This window comes from Mesorhizobium sp. B1-1-6 (assembly GCF_006443035.1).
Taxonomy (GTDB): Bacteria; Pseudomonadota; Alphaproteobacteria; order Rhizobiales; family Rhizobiaceae; genus Mesorhizobium.
This window is the reverse complement of the sequence record NZ_VFWR01000003.1, coordinates 461,844-485,402: the sequence shown is the minus strand read 5'-3', so window position 1 is coordinate 485,402 and position 23,559 is coordinate 461,844. Positions and strand designations below refer to the sequence as shown.

Below are 23,559 nucleotides of genomic sequence, written 5' to 3'. Positions count from 1 at the left end.
GCTGCCTGCCCCCGCGCGGCCTCCGCAGAGGAAATGCCTGATGACGCTGCACGACGTCGCGCTCGACGACAAGTTCGACCTGGGGAAGGAACGCATCTTCCTGTCCGGCGCCCAGGCGGTCATCCGCATGCTGCTGATGCAGCGCGAGCGCGACCGCCGCGCGGGCCTGAACACGGCCGGCTTCGTCTCCGGCTATCGCGGTTCGCCGCTGGGCGGCCTCGACATGCAGCTGTGGAAGGCAAAAAAACAGCTCGCTCAGGCCGACATCGTCTTCCAGCCCGGCCTTAACGAGGAACTCGCCGCTACCGCCTGCTGGGGATCGCAGCAGACGGAACTGCTGGGCGAAGGCACCCATGACGGCGTTTTTTCGGTTTGGTACGGCAAGGGTCCGGGGGTCGACCGCTCCGGCGACGTCTTCCGCCACGCCAATCTGGCCGGCTCGTCGAAACATGGCGGTGCGCTCGCTTTGATGGGCGACGACCACATGGCCGAATCCTCGACCAACGCGCACGCCACCGAATTCCTGTTCGTCGACGCCATGGTGCCGATCCTCAACCCGGCCGGTGTCCAGGAGATAATCGATTACGGGCTCTACGGTTTTGCCATGTCGCGCTTCGCCGGCACATGGGCGGCCATCAAATGCGTCAAGGACAACATCGAATCGACGGCCTCGGTCGATGCCTCGATCGAGCGTCTGAACATCGTTAATCCCGAGTTCGACATGCCGCCCGGCGGCCTCAACATCCGCCACGAGATCGACATGCTCGGCCAGGAGGAGCGGCTGCATGAGTACAAGCGCGCCGCCGCGTCGGCCTTCATCCATGCCAACGGGCTGAACCGCGTCGTCTATTCGGGCGGCCGCAATCCCAGGATCGGCATCATCACCATCGGCAAAAGCTATCTCGACGTCCGCCAGGCGCTCGAGGATATCGGCATCGACGAGGCGGCCGCCGGCCGCATCGGCGTGCGGCTGTTCAAAGTCGGTTGCCCCTGGCCGCTCGATTTCCAGCACATTGCCGAGTTCGCGCGCGGCCTCGACACCATCGTCGTCGTCGAGGAGAAGCGTTCGCTGATCGAGGTGCAGCTTCGCGAGAGCCTCTACGGCACCGCCACGCAGCCCGTCATCGTCGGCAAGAAGAACGAGCGCGGCGACTGGCTGTTTCCGGCCAAGGGCGCGCTCGACCCCAACGAAATCGCCATTGCCCTTGGCGAAAGGATCGTGAAAACCATCGGTCCGTCGGAAGAGATTTCAGCGCGGGTGGCGAAGCTGCGCCAGTTCCAGGCCATGCTCGCAGACGCGTCGGACATCGGCTCCCGCACGCCCTTCTTCTGCTCCGGCTGCCCACACAATTCCTCGACCAAGGTGCCGGATGGCTCGATCGCCGCGGCCGGCATCGGCTGCCATTTCATGGCACTGTGGATGGACAGGAATACTGTCGGCTTCACCGCCATGGGTGGCGAGGGGGCGCAGTGGGTCGGCCAGGCGCCCTTTTCCAAGCGCGACCACATTTTCCAGAATCTCGGCGACGGCACCTACAACCACTCCGGCACGCTGGCGATCCGCTTCGCGCTGTCGTCGGGCGCCAACATCACCTACAAGATACTCTATAACGACGCGGTGGCCATGACCGGCGGCCAGCCGCATGAAGGCGGCCTGACGGTGGACATGATCGCCAGGCAGGTGCGAGCCGAAGGGATCGAGCGCATCGCCGTCGTCACAGACGAACCCGACAAATATGCCGGCAAGGTCGAGTTCCCGGCCGGCGCCACCATCCATCACCGCGACGATCTCGATCTCGTCCAGCGCGAGCTGCGCGGCGTTAGCGGGGTTTCGATCCTGCTCTACGACCAGACCTGTGCCGCCGAAAAGCGCCGCCGTCGCAAGCGCGGAACCTTTCCCGATCCCGACAAGCGGGTCTTCATCAACGAACTGATCTGCGAGGGCTGCGGCGACTGCGGCGTCCAATCGAACTGCGTCTCCATCCAGCCGGTGGAGACCGAGTTCGGCCGCAAGCGCCGGATCGACCAGTCGAGCTGCAACAAGGATTTTTCCTGCGTCAATGGCTTCTGCCCGTCCTTCGTCACGGTGCATGGCGCCAAGATCCGCAAGGCCGAAGGCATCGCCGGCAAGACCGATCCGCTCGACGGCGTTCCAGCAGCCGCCGAATTCCCGCTCGGCGAACAGGGCTGGGCGGCGATCATCGACGGCGTCGGCGGCACCGGCGTCGTCACCGTCGGCGCCGTGCTCGGCATGGCGGCTCATCTCGAAGGCAAGGGCTGCGGCATGATCGACATGGCCGGGCTTGCCCAGAAGGGCGGTTCGGTGTTCACCCATGTCCGCATCGCCCGCACGCCCGATGACATCCATGCCATCCGTGTCTCGGCCGGCAAAGCCGATCTCGTGCTCGGCTGCGATCTCGTCGTGTCGGGCGCCAAGAAGGTGCTGGCCGCGGTGCGCGAGGGCCACACCATCTTCCTCGCCAACACTGCCGAGATCATGCCGGGCGAGTTTGCCCGCTCGGCCGATTTCTCGCTGCCCATCGAGCGCTTGAAGAAGGCGATCCGCACTGCTGCCGGCGACGACAAGGCGCATTTCTTCGACGCCACCCGCACAGCCACCGCCCTGTTCGGCAATTCGCTGGGCGCCAACATGTTCATGCTCGGCTTCGCCTTCCAGCATGGCGGTCTGCCGCTGTCGGCGCAAGCCGTCGAAAAGGCGATCGAATTGAACGGCGAGGCGGTGGGGATGAATATCGCCGCCTTCCGCTGGGGCCGCCGCGCCGCGCATCAGCCGGATTTCGTGCGTGGCCTCGTCCAGCCGGGCAAGGACGGCCAACCCGCCACGATTGCCCAGACGCTGGACGAAATCATTGCCCGCCGGATCGCTTTCCTTTCCGCCTATCAGAACGCCGCCTATGGCAAGCGCTACGCCGGCAGGATCGCTGCCCTGCGCGCGGCCGAAGCCAAGGCCGCGCCCGGTTCGAGCGCCGTGACGGAAGCGGCGGCCAGGAACCTGTTCAAGCTGATGGCGATCAAGGACGAATACGAGGTGGCGCGGCTCTATACCGACGGCTCCTTCGCCGCCGAACTCGGCAAGCAGTTCCAGAGTTACGAAAAACTCGAATTCCACCTGGCGCCGCCGATCCTGGGCCGTCGCGGCAATGACGGCAAACCGAGGAAATCGAGCTTTGGTCCCTGGATGATGAAAGGGTTCCGCATACTGGCGGCGCTGAAGGGCCTGCGCGGGACAGCATTCGACCTGTTCGGCTACACCGCCGAGCGGCGCATGGAGCGGCAATTATTGGCGCAATATGAGGCCGACCTGCAACGCGTCGCCAACTCGCTGGCGCCGGACACCATCGAGGCCGCCACGGCCCTCGTCTCGGTGCCGGCACTCATCCGCGGTTACGGCCATGTTCGGCAAGCCAGCGCTCAAAAGGCGGCCGGCGAGCGCCAAAGACTGCTCGAGCGCCTGTCCGGCACGTCAGCGAGGGTGGAACTCCAGGCCGCCGAGTGATGGCCTTGTTTACCTAAAGCCCAATTCTCCCAGTCTGTCCTGCTTTGCGCGCCTTCGGCAAGCCGCCCAAAACCGCTGTTCTAAGCCTTTCTTAAGGCGGATGTGAGATGACGAGGCCTAGCGTTGGGCCGACGACATGGGCAGAACAAAGACCGAAAACATCCCAGCGGATGTTTATATCCAGTTTGTGCGGTCGTTGTTCGACAACGCCCACATGCTGGTGATCGGTGGCGTGTGCTACTGGATCCTCGGACTAATGATCTACTTGCGCACGAACAATCCGTTGTTCCTGGCTTTCTCTTTTGTTCTGCTGTCCATCTGCCTTTACCGCTATTTCGGCATTCGCGCCTTCCGGAAGGCAGGCGGTGTAATAGCCGACGTCCAGGAGGCGCATCGGTGGGAGCGCAACTACATCCTCAAGGGCAGCGTGCAGGGCCTAACGTTGGGCGCACTGTGCTTCATATCGATCTATGTCTATCCCGATCCCTTTGCCGAACTGGCCGCGACGTCGCTGGCCATCGCGACCTTGGTGACGGTTGTTGGCCGGAACTACGGCTCTCCCATTATGGTGCGGGTTTTCTCCGTGACCTTCATTGGTCCGGCAGCACTTGCACTTTTGCTGCGCATGGATGTGCCTTCGGTCATTCTCGGTCTGATGATCATCCCGTTGACTTTCGTCACGATCAACAGCGCCGACCACGTCCGCGATGTGCTTTTCTCGGCTGTCATCGGCCACAAGGAAGCGAGGAAGCTCGCGCTCAGATTCGATCGCGCGCTCAATACCATGTCGCATGGCCTCGTCATGCTTGGCCCGGACGGTCGGGTGGCGGTCGCCAATGCCGAGGCCGCGCATCTGATGTCGCTCAAATCGGCCGATGCGCTGCTTGGGCGGTCAATCCATGGTCTCTTGATGCGCGGCGTCGTGGGCGGCATGCTGGCCCCAAAGGACTGCCGCTACATCGAAGCCCAGCTGACGCGTGCATTGCGCGAGGGCCGCGACCGTAAGGTCCTGGTTTCGCTCGCCAATGGCCAGCACTACGAATTCTCCGCCCGCGAAGGCAGCCAGGAACTCGGGGTCATCACCTTCGAGGACGTGACGGCGCGCGTCGAGGCGGAAGACAAGATCCGCTTCATGGCGCGCTATGACAATCTCACCGGCCTGCCCAATCGCGCCTATTTCCACGAACTGATCGGCGAGGCGATGGCGTCAGGCGACCGTGACCGCCTCTGCGGCCTTGCCGTGCTCGACCTCGACGATTTCAAGAGTGTCAACGACACGCTCGGGCATCCGATCGGCGATGGATTGATCTACGCGGTGGCCGAGCGTCTTGCCGCCATTGCGGGACAAGGCATCACCGTCAGCCGCTTCGGCGGCGACGAATTCATGGTTTTCTTCGACCGTATAGAGGATGAAAGCCATCTGACCCTTCAGATCGACGAGATCTTTGCAGCGTTGCAAGGGGAGGTGGACGTCGCCGGCCATGGGCTGCGCATCCAGGCCAGCGCCGGCGCCGTGCTGTCGCGGGTCAGGGATACCGACGTCGACGCCATGATCGTCAAGGCGGACCTGGCGCTCTATAAGGCCAAGGAGCTCGGCAAGAACGGCTGGCGGCTGTTCGAGGCCGCCATGGACGCTGCGTTCCGCAACCGCCAGCTGATGAAGGCGGATCTGCGCAGCGCGGTGGAAGGCAAGGCCCTGCGCGTCGTCTACCAGCCGATCGTGGCGATGAGCACGATGCGCATCGCCAGCTGCGAGGCGCTGTGCCGATGGGACCATCCCGACCTCGGGCCGATTTCGCCCGGCATCTTCATTCCGCTGGCGGAGGAAATGGGCATCATTTCCGAGATCAGCACCTTCGTGCTGCAGGCAGCCTGCACCGAATGCGCCAAATGGCCGGACCACACCAGCGTCTCGGTCAATCTCTCCGCCAAGGATTTCCGCAACCGGGACGTCATCCAGAAGGTTCGCGACGCTCTGGCCAGCTCCGGCCTTGCCGCCGGCCGGCTGGAGATCGAGGTCACCGAAACGGCGCTGCTCGATGACAAGTCGCTGACACGTCAATACATCGAGGAACTGAAGCAGATCGGTGTGCGCATCGCACTTGACGATTTCGGTACCGGCTATTCGAGCCTGAGCTATCTGCACAAGCTGCCGCTCGACAAGATCAAGATCGATCGCTCCTTCTTGATGGACGTCACCCAGAGCAAGCGTTCGCTGGAGCTGCTGAAGGGCATTGTCAATCTGTCGCGGCCGCTTGGACTTTCGGTGACTGTCGAAGGCGTCGAGACCTTTGAGCAGCTCAAGATCCTGGCCTTGCAAGTGAAACCGGATCTCGTGCAGGGCTTCCTGTTCGGTGCCGCGCTCAGTGCGTCGGGTATCGAGACGATGTCGAATGTCACCTGGCCATTCGCCGCTGACCTGCGTCGCACCGGTAAACGGACGGTCCGTTAGCGCCGTAATTTTCGACTTCGCTCGATTGGATTCCCCGCGCGTGCGAGTCGCACGATGCTCTTTGATGTCGAACTCAATCGTTCGATGACAGGATACGGTTCCGCCGTGATTTTGGCTTTGCGCAATGCTGCTGAAAGGTCTTCCTCACTACGCAGATGTATCGGAGGCATGATCCACATCCTCTCAGTGGCAATCGCTCGGACGATTGCTCAGTAAGATATTCTCAAGCGGCTCCCGGCCATTAAGGTTAACGGAATGTAAATCAACAAGATCTAAATTTCGGCTTGTGTCTCATTTCAACTCGAATAGCCTATCCTAGGTCGAATTCGAGGACAGACGATGGATGCTGCAACAGCTACAAGGAATGCGTCTGGCGGGGTAAGCACAGCCGGGGATTCGGTGCTGAATCGATCGATGATGCAACTGCTTGAGCATGTCGATTATCGCCTCATTACCGGGGGCGAGGATTTGGAAGCGATTTACCGGCTTCGCTATAAGTCCTATCTGCGCTCCGGCATGTGCGGCCCGCTCGCCAGCGGCATGTTCGAGGATCGCTGGGACAATCTACCCAATTCCTACCGATTCGGTGTCTATTGCTACGGCGAATTGGTGAGCACAATCCGCTTCCATTACATTTCCATCGAGCACCCGAATTCGCCCTCCGTTGATGCCTATCCGGAAATACTGATCGAGCGGCTTGCCCGCGGAGAAACCTTCATCGACGGAACCCGCTTCGCAACCGATCCTGATGCCGCGCCGGCACCCGGAGTGCTGCCGTTTCTGACACTCAGGCTTGCCATGGTGGCCTCGCTCTATTTTGGCCAGAACTCTGTGCTGACGCCGGTCAAGGTCGAGCATTCCAATTTTTATTCTCGTTACTTCAATGCCGTGCAGAGGACCGAGGCTAAGGAGTTTCCGGGCGTTCTTACCCGGATCGCCCTGTTCGAAATCCCCGCCGGCGAAAATATGCGCCTGACGCTCGAACGTTTCCCATTCTTCAGGTCGACGCCCATGGAACAGCGGTTGATGTTCGCCAATCCGGCCATCAATCGGCTGACGCCCTTGTCTATCGTGCCGACGGCGAAATATTATCGTGAGGCCGCCTGAGGCCCCTGATTTTGCAAAGCTCCGGAGCTTTCCGGCCAGATCCGCGTTTTGATGACGGCGGCGCGTTGACGCTCCGCGTCTTCATTTCGACGTATCTGCCAAAAGGACCCCGACATGCATATTTCCCAGCTCGCGCTCACGCCGCTTATCTCGCTGATCGCCGGGGTGCTGATTCTGGTCATGCCACGGCTGCTGAACTACATCGTCGCGCTCTACCTGATCATAGCCGGCCTGCTTGGATTGTTTCCGCACCTCGCCGGCTAAAGACGGACAGCGCGGTTGACGCGCCAGCCGGCTTCGTCCGGGATTGCGCGAAAACAAGCAGCCGGAGCGGTTCGGCGATTCTGCCGAACGCAGGGGCGCTTTGCTTCAAATTTCCCTTGAGGCAGTTGTCGGCTGCGATGCGGCAATAGCGCCATTGCTCTCGGCGCGGCTTTTCGCTATGTGCCTGAAAGATGTCTTCGAAGGGGTATTCCTATGGCTGAGCACACGCCGACCGGTCCTGTCGAACTGGGCGCGAAGATGGACTATGCCGAGCACGACCGCACCTATGCGGGCTTCCTCATGCTGGCCAAATACGGATCACTCTTCTGCGGCGCCATACTTCTGGCGATGGCTTTCGGTTTCTTCGCGGGCGGCTTCTTCTCGGCGACTATCCTGTTCGTCCTGATCATGGCCGTCGGCGCCTTCATTCTGCGATAGTCTTTCCAAAACCCCATTGCCTTTGACGTCGCCGGACGCCCCGGCCGACACTTTGCGCAAACAGGTTCCAGCCGAAAGGATCATGCGGTGGGACAGACGGTTTTCATCCCTCGTGAGCTCGATGCGAACGAGCCGCGCGTCGCGGCTTCGCCCGATACGGTGAAACGGCTGGCCGGCCTGGGTCTTGAAGTGGTTGTGGAGGCCGGTGCCGGCACGCGATCGCGCATTCCCGATGAGGAGTTCGCCAAGGCGGGCGCTTCGATCGGCGAGGCCGGCGATGTGGCCAAGGCCGACGTGGTGCTGAAGGTGCGCCGGCCGACCGATGCGGAGCTGAAAAGCTACAAGTCAGGCGCTGCGGTCATCGCCATCATGGATCCGTATGGCAACGATGCCGCCGTCGCGGCACTGGCCAAGGCCGGGGTGACCGCCTTTGCGATGGAATTCATGCCGCGCATCACGCGCGCCCAGTCGATGGACGTCTTGTCCTCGCAGGCTAACCTTGCCGGCTACCAGGCGGTCATCGACGGCGCTGCCGAATATGACCGGGCGCTGCCGATGATGATGACGGCGGCCGGCACTGTTCCTGCCGCCAAGGTGTTCATCATGGGCGTCGGCGTCGCCGGCCTGCAGGCGATCGCCACAGCGCGCCGGCTCGGCGCGGTCGTCACCGCGACCGATGTGCGCCCCGCCGCCAAGGAACAGGTCGCCTCGCTTGGCGCAAAGTTCCTCGCCGTCGAGGACGAAGAGTTCAAGGCGGCCGAGACCGCCGGCGGCTACGCCAAGGAGATGTCCAGGGAATACCAGGCCAAGCAGGCGGCGCTGACCGCCGAGCACATCGCCAAGCAGGACATCGTCATCACCACGGCGCTGATCCCCGGCCGCCCGGCGCCGAGGCTGGTGTCGGCTGACATGGTCGCCTCGATGAAGCCTGGTTCGGTGATCGTCGATCTTGCTGTGGAGCGCGGCGGCAATGTCGAGGGCGCTGTGCCTGGCAAGGTCGTGACGACGGCCAACGGCGTCAAGATCGTCGGCCATCTCAACGTGCCGGGCCGCGTCGCGGCCTCCGCTTCGCTGCTCTACGCCAGGAACCTTTTTGCTTTCCTCGAGACCCTGGTCGACAAGGCGACGAAGACGCTTGCCATCAACCGCGATGACGACCTGGTCAAGGCGACCATGCTGACCGACGGCGGCAAGATCGTCCATCCGGCCTTCGCCAAGGCCGACCAGCAGCCGCCAAAGGGCCAATATATCGAGCCCCCCGCGATACCGGCCAGCACAATGGTCGCTGATGCTTCGGCGCCCAAGAAAGCCGCGCCTAGGAAAGCCGCGCCCAAGCAAGCCGCCGCATCCAAGCCCTCGCTGCCAAAGTCGCCCTCGCCAAAGTCGCCCTCGCCCAAGCCGAAAGGGACCGCGTGATGGATCAGACCTTGCAGAAAGCCCTCGACCAGCTCGACCAGGCAAGTGCCGCCGTCCGGCTGGCGGTGCAGAACCTGGCAAATGCTCCCGGAGGCGCTGAGGCGGCCGGCGACGCCGCGCAGGCGCTGTCGGGCGGCGCCATCGATCCCTTCGTCTTCCGCCTGGCCATCTTCGTGCTGGCGATCTTCGTCGGCTATTACGTCGTCTGGTCGGTGACGCCTGCGCTGCACACGCCGCTGATGGCCGTCACCAACGCCATCTCCTCGGTCATTGTCGTCGGCGCGCTGCTTGCCGTCGGCATCGCCGCCTCCGGCGTCGCCGCGGGCTTCGGCTTCGTCGCGCTGATGCTGGTGTCGGTCAACATCTTCGGCGGCTTCCTCGTCACCCAGCGCATGCTGGCAATGTACAAGAAGAAGGACAAGTGACGTGACCGTCAATCTCGCCTCCTTCCTCTATCTGGTCTCCGGCATTCTGTTCATCCTGGCGCTGCGCGGCCTGTCGCACCCGACCACCAGCCGGCAGGGCAATCTCTACGGCATGATCGGCATGGGCATCGCCATCGCCACCACGCTGGCGCTGGCCACGCCATCGGCCGGACGCTTCGGCCTGATCGTGCTCGGCCTTGCCATTGGCGGCGGCGTCGGCGCCGTCACGGCCAGGCGCATCGCCATGACCTCGATGCCGCAACTGGTCGCCGCCTTCCACTCGCTCGTCGGCCTTGCCGCCGTGATGGTGGCGGCGGCCGCCATCTATGCGCCGGAAAGCTTCGGCATCGGCACGGCGGGCGACATCCACGCCCAGGCGCTGGTCGAAATGAGCCTGGGTGTGGCCATCGGCGCCATCACCTTCACCGGCTCGGTCATCGCCTTCCTCAAGCTTGACGGGCGCATGTCCGGCAAGCCGATCATGATCGGCGGCCGCCATTTCATCAACATCGCGCTTGGCATCGCCTTGGTCGTGCTGATCGTGCTTTTGGTCACCACCGAATCGAAGCTCGTCTTCTGGCTCATCGTTGCCGCATCGCTGGTGCTGGGCGTGCTGCTCATCATCCCCATCGGCGGCGCCGACATGCCGGTCGTGGTGTCGATGCTGAATTCCTATTCCGGCTGGGCGGCCGCGGCTCTGGGCTTCACGCTCGGCAATCTGGCGCTGATCATCACCGGCGCCCTGGTCGGCTCGTCGGGTGCCATCCTGTCCTACATCATGTGCAAGGGCATGAACCGCTCCTTCATCTCCGTCATCCTCGGCGGCTTCGGTGGTGAGACCGCAGCCGCGGGCGCTGATGATGGGATCGAGCGCACGGTCAAGCAGGGCTCGGCCGACGATGCCGCCTATCTGATGATGAACGCACAGAAGGTCATCATCGTGCCGGGCTACGGCATGGCGGTCCCGCAGGCGCAGCATGCGCTGCGCGAGATGGCCGACAAGCTCAAGGCCAATGGCGTCGACGTCAAATACGCCATCCACCCCGTGGCCGGCCGCATGCCGGGCCACATGAACGTGCTCTTGGCCGAAGCCAACGTGCCTTACGACGAAGTGTTCGAGCTCGAGGACATCAACTCCGAATTCGCGCAGGCCGACGTCGCCTATGTCATCGGCGCCAACGACGTCACCAACCCGTCGGCGCGGGATGACAAGAGCTCACCTATTTACGGTATGCCGATCCTCGACGTCGACAAGGCGCGCACCTGCCTGTTCGTCAAGCGCTCGCTCGGCTCCGGCTATGCCGGCATCGACAACACGCTGTTCTACAAGGACGGCACCATGATGCTGCTCGGCGACGCCAAGAAGATGACCGAGGAAATCGTCAAGGCCATGGATCACTGACCCGGTCACATCGTCCGCATGAAGAAGCCCGGCTCGCCGGGCTTCTTCATGCGGATTTCAGACGATGTTCAACGGCTGGTCAGGAACACAGCCTCCTCGTCGTCGCGCTGCCTGCCGCCGAGGGCGGCCGCGGCGCTGGCGATGAAGGCGCCGATGACCAGCGACAGGGCGCCGAGGAGCGCAAATGTGGCGCTCGCCTTCCTGGCGGTATCGGCCGCCTGCTGGGCCTTGGCCTTGGCGTCCTGCGCCTTTGCCAGCAGCGTATCGACACGCGTCTTGGCGTCTGCTTCCGACAGGCCGGTGCGTGCCGCGACCAGCTGCGACAGGTATGTCTTGTCCTCGGGCGAAACCTCGCCAGCCGCAGCGCTGGCGACCAGGATGCGCGATGCCTGCGCCGCCGCCGCCGCGTCGTTTTGCGGATTGGCTGCCGCCAGTCTCGCCGCGTCCGCCGGCCTGAACAACGAGTCCACCAGATAGGATGTGGCATTGTCCGTCGATGCCCCGCCTGCATTGGCCGATGCACCGGCCGAAGCGCCCTGGGCGGCGCCGGCGGCCACGCTGGATACAGCCTGGACGCCGGAACCCACAGCCGCCGACAGCGCCGAGCCGAGCACGCCGAGGACCAGCAGCGTCGCCAGCGCCCATGCCAGGAAGCCATGAGCCGTATCCCGGAAATAAACCTCGTCGGTATGCACGCCCACCCATTTGGTGCGCAGCCGGCCGGCAAGATAGCCACCGAGGCCGGATGACAGCCATTGCACGACGATCAGCCAGACCGCGGTCGAAACCGCGAAGCTGGTGATAGAGGCGCTTGAGCCCGACCATGGCGAGACCATGCTCAACCCCAGGCCGGAGCCGAGCAGCATCAGGATGAAGGTCAATGTCGAGGCGGCGAAGGCACCGGCGATGATCGGACCCCAGCTGATAGCGGTGGCGGACGATTCCACCGCGCCGGGATCATCCGTGATCGACAGGGTGGACTGCATGACAGCCCCCTATCGCGCGAAAAGCATGATAAGAAGGATGATCGGGATTGGAACCCCGAGTAACCAGAGCAAGATGCCGCGTCCCATGGGAGCCTCCTTCGCCAGGAATTGTGATCGATACTGTCACAATGCTGGAAAGAAGCTTCCGTTCCGGCGGTTCGAATGAATCTCGCAAGGGAAACACTGGCGCGACCGACGCGCGCCAATGGTCCCGGGATGACTCCGGATTAAATGTCCAGATTGGCCACCGACAGCGCGTTGTCCTGGATGAACTCGCGCCGCGGCTCGACCTCGTCGCCCATCAGCCGCGAGAACAGGCTGTCGGCGTCGGTGGCGTCGTTCACCTTGACCTGCAGCAGCGAACGCACGTTCGGATCGAGCGTGGTTTCCCAAAGCTGCTCGGCGTTCATCTCGCCCAGGCCCTTGTAGCGCTGCATGGTCAGGCCCTTGCGGCCGGTCGCGAACACCGCGTTGAGCAGTGCCAACGGTCCCGAGATGGGTTCCGAGACATCCTTGCGGCGCAGCACGGGCGGCGCTCCATAGACGTCGCTGAGCCGCTGCGCGTAGCGGTCGAGCTGTCGCGCATCGGCTGAATTGATCAGCGCCATATCGAGATGGGCGTATTCCTTGACGCTGCGCACCGTGCGTTCGAAGACATAGCCGCCGATACCCTCATTCGAAGTCGACATCCGGCCGGTCCAGCCGCGCTCGGTGTCCTCGGCAATGATGTCGAGACGTTGCGCGATCCGCTCCGCCATCGCATTGGCGCGGCCAAGATCGGCGACGACGTCGGCATTGAGCCCGCCGGCGATCGCCGCCTGCTCCACGACGCCTCTGTTGTAGCGCGTGTGCAGGCCGTTGATGAGCTGGCGCACGGCGAGCGCATCGTCGATCGCCGCCCGCAGGTCCTGTCCGGCGCGAACCTCGCCGGAGCCGAGCGTGAGCGAGGCTTCTTCCAGTCCCGAGCCGATCAGGAATTCCTCGAACGCGCTTTCGTTCTTGATGTATTGCGAGCTCTTGCCACGCGTCACCTTATAAAGCGGCGGCTGGGCGATATAGAGATGGCCGCGTTCGATCAATTCCGGCATCTGCCGGAAGAAGAAGGTGAGCAGCAACGTCCTGATATGCGCGCCGTCGACATCGGCGTCGGTCATCAGGATGATCTTGTGGTAGCGCAGCTTGTCGGCGTTGAATTCGTCCTTGCCGATCGACGTGCCGAGCGCGGTGATCAGCGTGCCGATCATGTCGGAACTGAGCATGCGGTCGAAGCGGGCGCGCTCGACATTAAGGATCTTGCCGCGCAGCGGCAGGATGGCCTGGTTCTGGCGCGAGCGGCCGCCCTTGGCGGAGCCGCCGGCCGAGTCGCCCTCGACGATGAAGATCTCGGACTTCGCCGGATCGCGTTCCTGGCAGTCGGCAAGCTTGCCGGGCAGCGAGGTGACGCCCAGCGAGGTCTTGCGGGTGATGTCGCGCGCCTTGCGCGCGGCCTCGCGCGCCGCCGCGGCCTGGATCACCTTCTCGACCACGACCTTGCCTTCGCTCGGATGTTCTTCGAGCCAGGTGCCGAGCGCCTCGTTGACCAGCCCTTCGACCACGGGCCGGACTTCCGAGGAGACCAGCTTGTCCTTGGTCTGCGAGGAGAATTTCGGGTCGGGAACCTTGACCGACAGCACTGCCGTCAGCCCCTCGCGGCAATCGTCGCCGATCAGCGAGACCTTTTCCTTCTTGGTCAGGCCCGAGGAATCGCCATATCCGGTGATCTGACGCGTCAGGGCGCCGCGAAAACCGGCGAGATGGGTGCCGCCGTCGCGCTGCGGGATGTTGTTGGTGAAGGCCAGCACATTCTCGTGGTAGCTGTCGTTCCACCACATGGCCACTTCGACGGTGATGCCGTCGCGCTCGGCCCTGATGGCGATCGGTTTGTCGATCAGCGGTTTCTTGACCCGGTCGAGATATTTGACGAATTCCTCCAGGCCGCCATCATAGTGCAGCTCATGCCGCACGACGTCGGCGTGGCGGGCGTCGGTCAGCACGATGCGCACGCCCGAATTCAGGAACGCAAGCTCGCGCAGCCGATGCTCCAGCGTGCCGAAATCGAATTCGACCATCGTGAAGGTCTCGGACGACGGAAAGAAGGTGATCTCGCTGCCGCTGCGGCCTTCATAGGTGCCGGGCTGCTTGTCCTGTTCATAGCTGCCTGTGACGCTCAGCGGCGCGTCGGCATTGCCGTGTGTGAAGCTCATCTCGAAAATCTTGCCATTGCGGCGGATCTTGAGCTTCAGCCAGGCCGACAGGGCGTTGACCACAGAGACGCCGACGCCGTGCAGGCCGCCGGACACTTTGTAGGAGTTCTGGTCGAATTTGCCGCCGGCATGCAGCTGCGTCATGATCACTTCGGCTGCCGAAATGCCTTCGCTGGGATGGATATCGGTGGGAATGCCGCGCCCATTGTCGATGACGGTGACCGAACCGTCGGGATTGAGCGTCACCGTGACGAGATCGGCATGACCGGCCAGTGCCTCGTCGATGGCGTTGTCGACGACCTCATAGACCATGTGATGCAGGCCCGAACCGTCATCGGTGTCGCCGATATACATGCCGGGCCGTTTGCGGACGGCATCCAAGCCCTTCAAAACCTTGATGGAATCTGCGCCGTATTCGGCTTCGGCGCCGTTGGCGTTCTCAGTCTGGTCGCTCATGAAAACCTGTTGTCTAGAGGCGGCTGGTGGAGCGCGAAAAATCCCCCCCGAATCGCGCTTTCAATATTGCCTAGATATAGGCGTTAAAGGTGGTTTTTCCAAGGTTTGCAGGCATTTCCGGGCGGAAAAGCGCACCGTCGGCCAGCTATTGGCGAGAGGCTTTGACCTTAGCCAGCCGGTCGCGCAGGAATTTTGATCGTGAACTTCTATCTTGGCGCCGGCTGCCGCGACGACGGCGATCAAAAAGCACCGGCAGCAAAGCGCAGGGCAAACGCAGGCCGAACCGCCCACGGTTCGGTCGTTTGCCGACATTCCGCCTGTCTACGGCGCGGGCGAGCCGGCTTGCATCAGCCGGCGCGCATCGGCTTCAGCGCCTCGCTCCAGCGCAGCAACTCCTCCAGCATGGTTCTTGCCCCGCCCTGCACCTGCTCGCTCACTTCGAAGGAGCCGTCGGTCCCCAGCAGCTTCTGGTACAGCGGCAGCGCGATGCCTTCCGGAACCGGCATGACGCCGACGGAGGTCAGCAGCGGCTTGAGCGCCTGTGCCGCGCGCAGGCCACCGGAAACGCCGCCATAGCTGAAGATGGCGGCGGGCTTGTATTTCCATTCGCGCGAGAGATAGTCGATCGCGTTCACGATGGCCGGTGCGACGAAGTAATTATATTCCGGTGCCACGAAGACGAAAGCGTCGGCGGCATCGACGGCCTTCGACCAGGCCTTGGTATGATCGTTCAGGTAGTTGCCGAGCCTGGGATGGTGCGGCTCGTCCAGCACCGGCAGATCGAAGGCGGCGATGTCGGTCAGCACCGGTTCGAACTTGCCGTGCTCGCGCGCGAACCGCTCCAGCCAGTGAGCGAAAACCGGCCCGGCCCGGCCCGGCCGGGTGCTGCCGATGATGATGTTCAACTGGTGCTTCAAGGCGGGCTCCTTCGATTGACGGTATCTGTTGGTGACTGTGACCTACGGCAGAGCGCCGTCATGGACAAGACCGCGCCGTTTGGCGAGCGGTCACAATCAGATGATGGGAGCATCGCTCCGTCCCGTCGGGGCACGGGCTTTTATCGTCAGGCCACATGGACGCGCCGTGCGTCAGTCACTACATCGAACGGAGGCAAGGACTAGCGCGACGCGCTTGCCAGCGGAGCAGCCATGGACACTCAGCCCGCCCCCTTCGTTCCGCCGGCGCCGAGGCCGCGCACATCGCCGCCCTCGACGCTGGAGATGATGCGCATCGTCTACCGCAACCCGCTCGAGCTGTGGGGAGAGCCGACCTACAACGAGCCCTGGATCTCGGTGAACGGCGTCGGTGGACCGCTGGTCATCGCCAACGACCCGGGCCTCATTCGCCATGTCCTGGTCGACAATGCCAGGAACTACAAGATGGCGACGGTGCGCCAGCTCATCCTGCGGCCGATCCTGCGCGACGGCTTGCTGACGGCCGAAGGCGAGGTCTGGAAGCGTTCGCGCAAGGCGATGGCGCCGGTGTTCACGCCGCGTCACATCTTTGGTTTCGCGGGACCGATGCTCAAGCGCACGCTTGAATTCGCCTCCCGCTACGAGGATGGCGGCATCTCCGACATTGCCCACGACATGACGCTGCTGACCTACGACATCCTGGCCGAGACGCTGTTCTCCGGGGAAATCGCGGGGGAGCCGGGCAGTTTCGCCAAGGAGATCGACCGGCTGTTCGAGACCATGGGCCGCGTCGATCCGCTAGACCTGCTGCGCGCGCCCGAATGGCTGCCGCGGCTTACCCGCATCCGCGGCCGCAAGACCATGGCCTATTTCCGCAAGATCGTCAGCAATACGGTCAAGATACGCGAACAGAGACTCAGGCGCGATGCCGATGCCGTGCCGCAGGATTTCCTGACCCTCCTGCTCAAGGCCGAGGGGCCGGACGGGCTGACACGCTCGGAAGTCGAGGACAACATCATCACCTTCATCGGTGCCGGCCATGAGACCACGGCGCGAGCCTTGGGCTGGACGCTCTATTGCCTGGCCGAGGCGCCATGGGAGCGGGAAAAGATCGAGCGCGAGATCGATGCCGTGCTGGCGCGCGAGCCCGATCCGACCAGATGGCTGGACGCCATGCCGCTCACCCGCGCCGCCTTCGACGAGGCGCTCAGGCTCTATCCGCCGGCGCCGTCGATCAACCGCGAGCCGATCGAGCCGGAGAACTGGAGGGATCTCCACATCCCGGGGCGCGCGGCCGTGCTGGTCATGCCTTGGGTCGTCCACCGTCACAGGAAGCTGTGGGACAGGCCGGACGCGTTCATGCCGGAGCGGTTCCATCCGGGCAACCGCGAAAAGATCGACCGCTTTCAGTATCTGCCGTTCGGCGCCGGGCCGCGCGTCTGCATCGGCGCCAGCTTCGCCATGCAGGAAGCGATCATCGCGCTCGCCGTCCTGCTGTCGCGTTTCCGCTTCGATTCCATCGCGCAAACCAGGCCGTGGCCGGTCCAGAAGCTGACCACCCAGCCGCAAGGCGGGCTGCCCATGCGGATCACTTCGCGCCTGTAATCGCCCGCCGTCGGCCTATGTTCAGACCGCCGGTTTGCGCTGGAACTGGCCGGCCGCGCGAAAACGCCAGAGATAGCTTGGCAGGATCGTGCCGAGCGCCTGCGGCTGGATGCCGAGGCCGGCAAGCGTGCGGTTGGCCCCGGCGGCCTCCTCCGACACGACATTGTGCTCGCGCAATTGCAGCACCTGGTCCTTGGTCAGCAGCGGGTTGGGCAAGAGGCCCAGGATCGACGCCTGCAGGTTCGCCACCCACCACGGCACCGGAACCAGTAGGCGCTTGCGCTCGATCACCGCGAGCATTTCCTGCATGCTTTCCTTGAAAGTAAGCACCTGCGGGCCGCCAAGCTCGTAGATCTGACCGCCCTTGACCTTGCCATCGACCGAGCGCGCCACCGCTTCGGCGACGTCGCCGACATAGACCAGCTGGAACTTGGTATGGCCGCCGCCGATCAGCGGCAGTGCCGGCGAATAACGCGCCATGTTGGCGAAGCGGTTGAAGAAACTATCTTCCGGTCCGAAATTGATCGACGGCCGCAGGATCACGGCGTCCTTGATCGTCTCCAGAACGGCCTTTTCACCAAGCGCCTTGGTGCGTGCATAGTTGGATGCGGCTTCCAGGTCGGCGCCCAGGGCCGAAATATGGGTCAGGCCGGCGCCCGCTGCGCGTGCCGCTTCGGCCACGGCGCGAGCGCCGAATTCGTGCACGGCCGTGAATTTCTGCCGCCCGCTCTCATGCAGAACGGCAACCAGGTTGACGACATGATCGGCGCCCTGCACGGCGCGATCGACCGACCAGCGCACGCGCACATTGGCCTGCACGGGCTGGATCTGGCCGACATTGCCGAGCGGCTGCAAATGGCCGGCGAGATCGGGCCGGCGGCAGGCGACCCTGATGCGATAGCCGCGCTTGGCCAAGGCCCGCACCACGTGGCGGCCGACAAAGCCCGACCCGCCGAAAATGACGACGAGCTTGGGGGTCTGCAGGATTTCGGTCATGGCTGGCTCCGGCGCTCGAAAGCTTGGCTGAAGCCGTTTCATAATCCGTTTCGCGTCAAACGCAAAGGGTGACGCGTCGTCGCTGTGAAGCGGGTTTCCCAGGAGAAACAGCTTGGGAATTGCGTCAGGACAAAAGCGCTTCAGAACGCCTTGCCTGACGCAGAAAACCCCGCCGAGGCGGGGTTTTCCGGATGACATCCATGCGAAGCCAGGGGCCAACGGAGCGGCCTGACCTGAGACGGTATCAGGAGGGCGTGAAGCAAGTACGCCCACCCCAGCCCTGGACATCCGACATGGTGCCACCGACCTTCTTGCAGGCCGCGATGAAATCGGCGCTGCAACTGACGAATTTCGCGTGACCGTTCTTGCAATAGTGGTCCTCGGTAGCGCCGCCGCCCGGCGCGGCAATGACGCCTGGACTGGACGGCTTGACCGGCGCGGCCTTCAGGTTGGCCGCCTGGGTCGCGCCCATGAACGAGCCGAGGAGAAGGACGGCGGTCAGAATGGTGGTCTTGGTGCTGGTCATGATGGTTCCTTTTCACTGAGGTTGGTTTCTCCGGGACGCGAAGGCCATGCCTTGGCGTGGAGCAGATTTCGATGTGACGTGCTGTTCCCCGGTCTGGATCGGCAAGCTCATCCTGCCCTGGACAAGCATTGGTCGCCCCGACGCTCGAAAAGGTTCAGACCGCGCGCGAAAAAAACACGCATAGCCATGCCGCGGGCAGGCGCCGGCGGCTGATGAGCTGAAAAGAAGAAGTTACTTCAGGCCGAATAGCGCTCGGCGAATTCGGAAATGCGTTGCACCACGGCCTTGGAGACCTTGATGCCCCGTGCCGCGGCCTTCTCCGCCGCCTCGGCCCGGGAGCGGCCCGGTATGTGCACGCCGTAGCGCCGGCGCAGCCGGTCGAGCTGATCCTTCATCCGCTGCTCGAAATCCGGATCGAGCAGCTTGGGCTCGACGGCCAGCACGAACAGGCCGGTGCCGGGATTGTCCGGGCCGCCGGTGAACCAGGGCGCATCGAGCGACCAGTTTGCCCCCGACAGACCCGCCGCCAGCACCTCGACCATCAGCGCGATGTTGGCGCCGCGCTGGCCACCGAAGGCGAGCATGGCGCCCTTCATGGCTGCGGCCGGATCTGTAGTGGGATTGCCGCTGGCATCGAGCGCCCAGCCTTCGGGGATCTTCTTGCCGTCCTCGGCCGCCTTGCGGATATTGACGAAGGCGGTGGCGCTCGACGACTGGTCGATGACCAGCGGCGGGCCGTCGGCGGCGGGTGCGGCGAAGGACATCGGGTTGGTGCAATAGACCGGCTTGACCGAGCCCGAACCGGCAAGCACGGCGGGACCGTTGGTGGCAGCGAAGGAGACCAGCCCCTGCGCTGCCAGCCTTCCGGTAAAGTAGCCGAGGGCGCCGCATGTATAGGCATTCTTCTGCGAAAAGATGGCGACGCCGAACAGTCTTGCCGCCTTGGCGAGATCGTCGAGCGTGCGGTCGAAGCCGGTATGCGCCAGCCCGCCTTGCGCATCGGAAAGATAGACTGCGAGCGCCGGCCGGGTGATCACCGGCTCGGCATTGCCGTCGATGCGGCCGGCCTCCAGCGCTTCGAGATAGTCGATGAAATGCGACAATCCGACGGTCGAGAGTCCTTCTGCCTCGGCCGATATGATCGAGGCGGTGAGCGATTGCGCCGCTTCCTCGTTGGCGCCCGCACCCAGCGCCGCCATGCGGCACAGCCCGGTTGCCTGTTCGAGACTGAGTTGCATGGCGACTGCCTTTAGTGAGTGGTGAGTGGTGAGTAGTGAGTAGTCAGCAATGGGTGGTGGCGGCTAGCCACTTCCTACTCACCAATCCCTACTCACTAGGTCCCTAGCCGATCTTGTTCGGAATCCGCGCCTCGATCCTGCCGAAGGCGAAGACCAGAATGCCGGTGATCGCCATATAGATCAAGGCAAGCAGCAGCAAGGGCTCATAGGTGAGGTAAGTGTCCTGTCTGACCTTCGACGAAACGGCGAAGATGTCGATGACGCTGATGGTCGCCACCAGCGGCGTCGATTTCAGCTGCAGCACGGTTTCCCCCGTCAGCGTCGGCAGCGCCCGGTAGAAGGCCTGCGGCAGCCAGATACGCCGGAAGATCTTCCAGCGGCTCATGCCGAACGCACGTGCGGCTTCGAGCTGCCCCTTCGGCACGCCGGCAAAGGCGCCGCGCATCACTTCGCCCTCGTAACCCGCGAACGAGAGCGTCAGCGCCAGGACGGCGTAAGGCCATGCCTGCCTGAGATAGGGCCACATCCAGGATTCGCGGATCCACGGATATTGCGGAAACAACGAACCCAGCCCGTAATAGAGCAGCCACAGCTGCAACAGCAGCGGCGTTCCCCTGATGACGGTGCAGAAGACCTTCGCCGGCGCCGCGAACCAGATCGGGCCGCCAGCCTGTGCCAATCCGACCGGCACGGCGATCAGGAAGCCCAACAGACAGGTGACGGCCAGGATCCACAACGCGCGCCAGATGCCGAGCAGGGCCAGGCCGTAATATTGCGGCAGCCAGTCCCAGCGCATGAAGAACGCCGCGGACAGCACCAGCCCGAGCGCAATCAGGATCAGGACGATGCGATGCGGTTGCAGCCAGAGCGAGGCGCGAGCCGCGCTGTTGATGATGGCCGCTTCGCTCGCCATCAGTGTGCTTCCTTGATCGAAGGCATGCCGCGCCGCGCCCATTTCTCGACGCGACCAAGAATGAGGTTCGAAAACAGCGTCACGGCCAGATAGAGCATGCCGGCCGCGAGATAGAATATCAGATAGGCCTTGGTGACGCCCGCCGCCTGCCGCGTCGCCAACGTCAATTCGAAGAAGCCGACCACGGCCAGCAGCGCCGTATCCTTGGTGGCGATCAGCCACAGATTGGCGAGACCTGGAATGGCGAAGGGCAGCATTGCCGGCAACGTGATGCGCCGCAAGAGAAGGCCGGGAGACATGCCGTAAGCGCGGGCAGCTTCGATCTGGCCTTGCGGGACGGCAAGAATGGCGCCGCGTATGACCTCGGTCGAGTAGGCACCCTGGACGAAACCGAGCACCGCGATGCCGGCCACCAGCCCGCTGATGTCGACGCGCTGATAGCCCATGGCGGTCAGCATCTGGTTTATCAGGTCGGTACCGGCGTAGTAGAGGAGCAGGATCAGCACCAGTTCCGGTACCGCGCGCACGATGGTCGTGTAGACCGCCAGCAGGTCGCGCACCACGGGGCCGCCATAAAGCTTGCCATAGGCACCGCCGGTTCCGATCAACAGTCCGACGATCGTGGCGCCGACGGCGATCTCAAGCGAATGCAGCAGCCCAAGCATGAGCGTCCCGCCCCAGCCGACGGGCGCGGGCGACAGGAGTTCGATGATGCCGGCCGCAGAGGCCGGAAGAAATGAATCGATCAGCTTCGCCCCCGGATTGCTGGCTCAATCCGCCGGCGCAAGCCGCCGGCGGCAAGGGTGCGTGGGAAAGGTCGGGTTGGAGGACTTGGCGTCAGTGCCTTGTCTTCCAGCCCATGCGATGGTCGTCAGTCCGACTGCGTGGCACCGCCGCGTCAGTCCGGCTGCATGGCATCGCCACGTCAGTTCGACTGCGCGCCGCTGCCACCATATATGTCGAAATCGAAGTATTTCTTCGAGATCTCGTCATACTTGCCATTGGCGCGGATCGCCTTGATGCCGGCGTTGATCTTTTCCTTCAGCTCTGTGTCTTCCTTGCGCACGCCGGCGCCAACGCCCGGTCCGAGCACTTCGTCGTCCGGAGCCACCATGCCCTTCAGGTCGCAGCAGGCCTTGCCCTGGTCGGTCTTGAGGAACTCGCCAAGCGCGATGGAATCGGCCTGCACCGCATCGAGGCGCCCGGCGGCAAGGTCGTTGTTGGCCTCGTCCTGCGTCTGGTACTCCTTGATCTCGGATGCCGTGGCGCCGAAATGCTTCTTGGCGTAGACGGCATGCACGGTCGATACCTGGACGCCCAGGATCTTGCCCTTGAGATCGTCCGGCGCGGAGCCGAATTTCTGGTCCTTCGGTCCGATGATCGCCGTCGGCGTGTTGTAGTACTTATCCGAGAAGTCGATCGTCTTCTTGCGTTCGTCGGTGATCGACATCGAAGAGACGATAAGGTCGATCTTCTTGGTGGTCAGCGCCGGGATGATGCCGTCCCAGGCGACGGGCGTGATGACGCAGTCGAGCTTCTCCTCGGCGCAGACGGCGTCGATGAACTCGATCTCCCAGCCGACCCATTTGCCCGAAGCATCCGGCGAGGTGAACGGCGGATACGGCTCGGCGGCGATGCCGATCTTGACCGGATCGGCCTTGGCCACGCCCATGGCGGCGACGCCGAGCAGCAGCGCTGCGGCGAACGTCTTCAGAACAGTCTTCATTTCACGACTCCCAGTTTGTTGTTGGTTCCCGGTTTTCTTCCGCCCTCGGTTTGCTAGCCGATGTTGCGAATGAATTGCTTGAGCCTTTCGGATCTGGGCGCGCCGAAGATCTGCTCCGGCGGGCCTTCCTCCTCGACCAGTCCATTGTAGAGATAGACGACATGCGTCGCGACCTCGCGCGCGAACTTCATCTCGTGGGTGACCAGCACCATGGTGCGGCCTTCGCGCGCCAGGTCGCCGATCACTCTCAGCACCTCGCCGACCAGTTCGGGGTCGAGCGCCGACGTCGGTTCGTCGAACAGCATGACGCGCGGATTGATTGCCAATGCGCGAGCGATCGCGGCGCGCTGCTGCTGGCCGCCCGATAGATAGGCCGGATAGACGTCCCGCTTTTCGGCGAGGCCGACGCGGACGAGCAGCTTTTCGGCCTGGGCGATCGCCGCGTCGCGCCTGACGCCCAGCACATGCACGGGAACCTCGATGACGTTCTCGATCAGCGTCATGTGGCTCCACAGATTGAAATTCTGGAACACCATGCCGAGCTTGGAGCGGATGCGTTCGATCTGCCTGCGGTCGGCCGGCACGGTATGGCCGTGGCTGTCCGCCTTCAGCTTGATCTCCTCGCCATTGACGCGAATGATGCCGCTGGTCGGATTCTCCAGGCAGTTGATGCAGCGCAACAGCGTCGATTTGCCTGAGCCCGAGCCGCCGATGATGGCGATGACCTCGCCGTCGCGCGCCGACAGCGAGACGCCCTTCAGCACATGCAGCTCACCGAATTTCTTGTGCAGGTTCTCGACGTGGATGGCTTCGGCGGCGCCATTTTGCGCCTCACCGGATGGGGCTGCGGCAACTCCCGCCGTGCTCAACAGGTGACCTCCGTGCAGTCGATGGCAGCTCGTCGAACGTCTACCCGGCTAATCAACATACGCTGT

General features: G+C 63.5%; 19 protein-coding genes. 9 read left to right on the top strand and 10 right to left on the bottom strand.

Translation table 11 applies throughout. The features are described 5' to 3' along the window. The first annotated feature begins 40 nt into the window (after positions 1–40). The 8 genes from FJ979_RS08905 (at position 41) to FJ979_RS08870 (ending at position 11,021) form a co-directional block, all read left to right on the top strand. Complete coding sequence (locus FJ979_RS08905; protein ID WP_140580592.1) at positions 41–3,517, top strand: indolepyruvate ferredoxin oxidoreductase family protein; 3,477 nt, start codon at positions 41–43, stop codon at positions 3,515–3,517. A gap of 136 nt (positions 3,518–3,653) precedes the next feature. After that, positions 3,654–5,969, top strand: coding sequence for an EAL domain-containing protein (locus tag FJ979_RS08900; RefSeq protein WP_140580591.1), 2,316 nt, complete (start codon positions 3,654–3,656; stop codon positions 5,967–5,969). A gap of 339 nt (positions 5,970–6,308) precedes the next feature. Continuing rightward, on the top strand, positions 6,309–7,076 hold the full coding sequence (locus tag FJ979_RS08895; RefSeq protein ID WP_140501119.1) for a hypothetical protein: 768 nt from the start codon (positions 6,309–6,311) through the stop codon (positions 7,074–7,076). A 114-nt stretch (positions 7,077–7,190) separates the two neighbouring features. Continuing rightward, positions 7,191–7,340, top strand: a complete 150-nt coding sequence (locus tag FJ979_RS08890; RefSeq protein ID WP_140501117.1) for a DUF3096 domain-containing protein — start codon at positions 7,191–7,193, stop codon at positions 7,338–7,340. 213 nt (positions 7,341–7,553) lie between these two features. Beyond that, positions 7,554–7,778 carry an aa3-type cytochrome c oxidase subunit IV gene (locus tag FJ979_RS08885; protein WP_140501115.1) on the top strand — a complete coding sequence of 75 codons (225 nt, stop codon included), beginning with the start codon at positions 7,554–7,556 and terminating at the stop codon, positions 7,776–7,778. A gap of 87 nt (positions 7,779–7,865) precedes the next feature. After that, positions 7,866–9,194, top strand: a complete 1,329-nt coding sequence (locus FJ979_RS08880) for a Re/Si-specific NAD(P)(+) transhydrogenase subunit alpha (RefSeq protein WP_140580589.1) — start codon at positions 7,866–7,868, stop codon at positions 9,192–9,194. Further along, complete coding sequence (locus FJ979_RS08875) at positions 9,194–9,619, top strand: NAD(P) transhydrogenase subunit alpha (protein WP_140580588.1); 426 nt, start codon at positions 9,194–9,196, stop codon at positions 9,617–9,619. Before FJ979_RS08880 ends, FJ979_RS08875 begins: the two co-directional genes overlap by 1 nt. Before the next feature lies 1 nt (position 9,620). Further along, positions 9,621–11,021 (top strand): NAD(P)(+) transhydrogenase (Re/Si-specific) subunit beta, encoded by a 1,401-nt coding sequence (locus FJ979_RS08870; RefSeq protein ID WP_140580586.1) that lies wholly within the window; start codon positions 9,621–9,623, stop codon positions 11,019–11,021. Between the two features lie 68 nt (positions 11,022–11,089). Here the strand turns inward: FJ979_RS08870 and FJ979_RS08865 are convergent, their stop codons facing one another. The 3 genes from FJ979_RS08865 to FJ979_RS08855 form a co-directional block, all read right to left on the bottom strand. Further along, positions 11,090–12,007 (bottom strand): hypothetical protein, encoded by a 918-nt coding sequence (locus FJ979_RS08865; protein WP_140580584.1) that lies wholly within the window; start codon positions 12,005–12,007, stop codon positions 11,090–11,092. Between the two features lie 227 nt (positions 12,008–12,234). Further along, positions 12,235–14,706, bottom strand: a complete 2,472-nt coding sequence (gyrB, locus tag FJ979_RS08860; protein ID WP_140512864.1) for a DNA topoisomerase (ATP-hydrolyzing) subunit B — start codon at positions 14,704–14,706, stop codon at positions 12,235–12,237. A gap of 347 nt (positions 14,707–15,053) precedes the next feature. Further along, on the bottom strand, positions 15,054–15,623 hold the full coding sequence (locus FJ979_RS08855; RefSeq protein WP_140580582.1) for an NADPH-dependent FMN reductase: 570 nt from the start codon (positions 15,621–15,623) through the stop codon (positions 15,054–15,056). Positions 15,624–15,854: 231 nt separating this feature from the next. Here FJ979_RS08855 and FJ979_RS08850 point away from each other — a divergent pair, with 231 nt between their 5' ends. Further along, on the top strand, positions 15,855–17,225 hold the full coding sequence (locus FJ979_RS08850; RefSeq protein ID WP_140512865.1) for a cytochrome P450: 1,371 nt from the start codon (positions 15,855–15,857) through the stop codon (positions 17,223–17,225). A 21-nt stretch (positions 17,226–17,246) separates the two neighbouring features. Here FJ979_RS08850 and FJ979_RS08845 read toward each other — a convergent pair whose 3' ends face one another. The 7 genes from FJ979_RS08845 to FJ979_RS08815 all read right to left on the bottom strand — a co-directional run bounded on the left by FJ979_RS08845 (position 17,247) and on the right by FJ979_RS08815 (position 23,493). Continuing rightward, on the bottom strand, positions 17,247–18,221 hold the full coding sequence (locus FJ979_RS08845) for a complex I NDUFA9 subunit family protein (RefSeq protein ID WP_140580580.1): 975 nt from the start codon (positions 18,219–18,221) through the stop codon (positions 17,247–17,249). A 244-nt stretch (positions 18,222–18,465) separates the two neighbouring features. After that, complete coding sequence (locus tag FJ979_RS08840) at positions 18,466–18,747, bottom strand: hypothetical protein (RefSeq protein ID WP_140580578.1); 282 nt, start codon at positions 18,745–18,747, stop codon at positions 18,466–18,468. A gap of 236 nt (positions 18,748–18,983) precedes the next feature. Beyond that, entirely contained in the window at positions 18,984–19,985 is a 1,002-nt protein-coding gene (locus tag FJ979_RS08835; protein WP_140564982.1) for an Ldh family oxidoreductase, read from the bottom strand. Positions 19,986–20,088: 103 nt separating this feature from the next. Further along, the gene (locus tag FJ979_RS08830; RefSeq protein ID WP_140497262.1) at positions 20,089–20,898 is read right to left on the bottom strand and encodes an ABC transporter permease; all 810 of its coding nucleotides are present in this window, start codon (positions 20,896–20,898) and stop codon (positions 20,089–20,091) included. After that, positions 20,898–21,563: an ABC transporter permease gene (locus tag FJ979_RS08825; protein ID WP_140556911.1), complete on the bottom strand. Its 666-nt coding sequence runs from the start codon at positions 21,561–21,563 to the stop codon at positions 20,898–20,900. Before FJ979_RS08825 ends, FJ979_RS08830 begins: the two co-directional genes overlap by 1 nt. 260 nt (positions 21,564–21,823) lie before the next feature. Next, on the bottom strand, positions 21,824–22,624 hold the full coding sequence (locus FJ979_RS08820; protein WP_140512875.1) for a transporter substrate-binding domain-containing protein: 801 nt from the start codon (positions 22,622–22,624) through the stop codon (positions 21,824–21,826). A 53-nt stretch (positions 22,625–22,677) separates the two neighbouring features. Further along, positions 22,678–23,493, bottom strand: coding sequence for an ABC transporter ATP-binding protein (locus FJ979_RS08815; RefSeq protein ID WP_140580576.1), 816 nt, complete (start codon positions 23,491–23,493; stop codon positions 22,678–22,680). Positions 23,494–23,559: the final 66 nt, after the last annotated feature.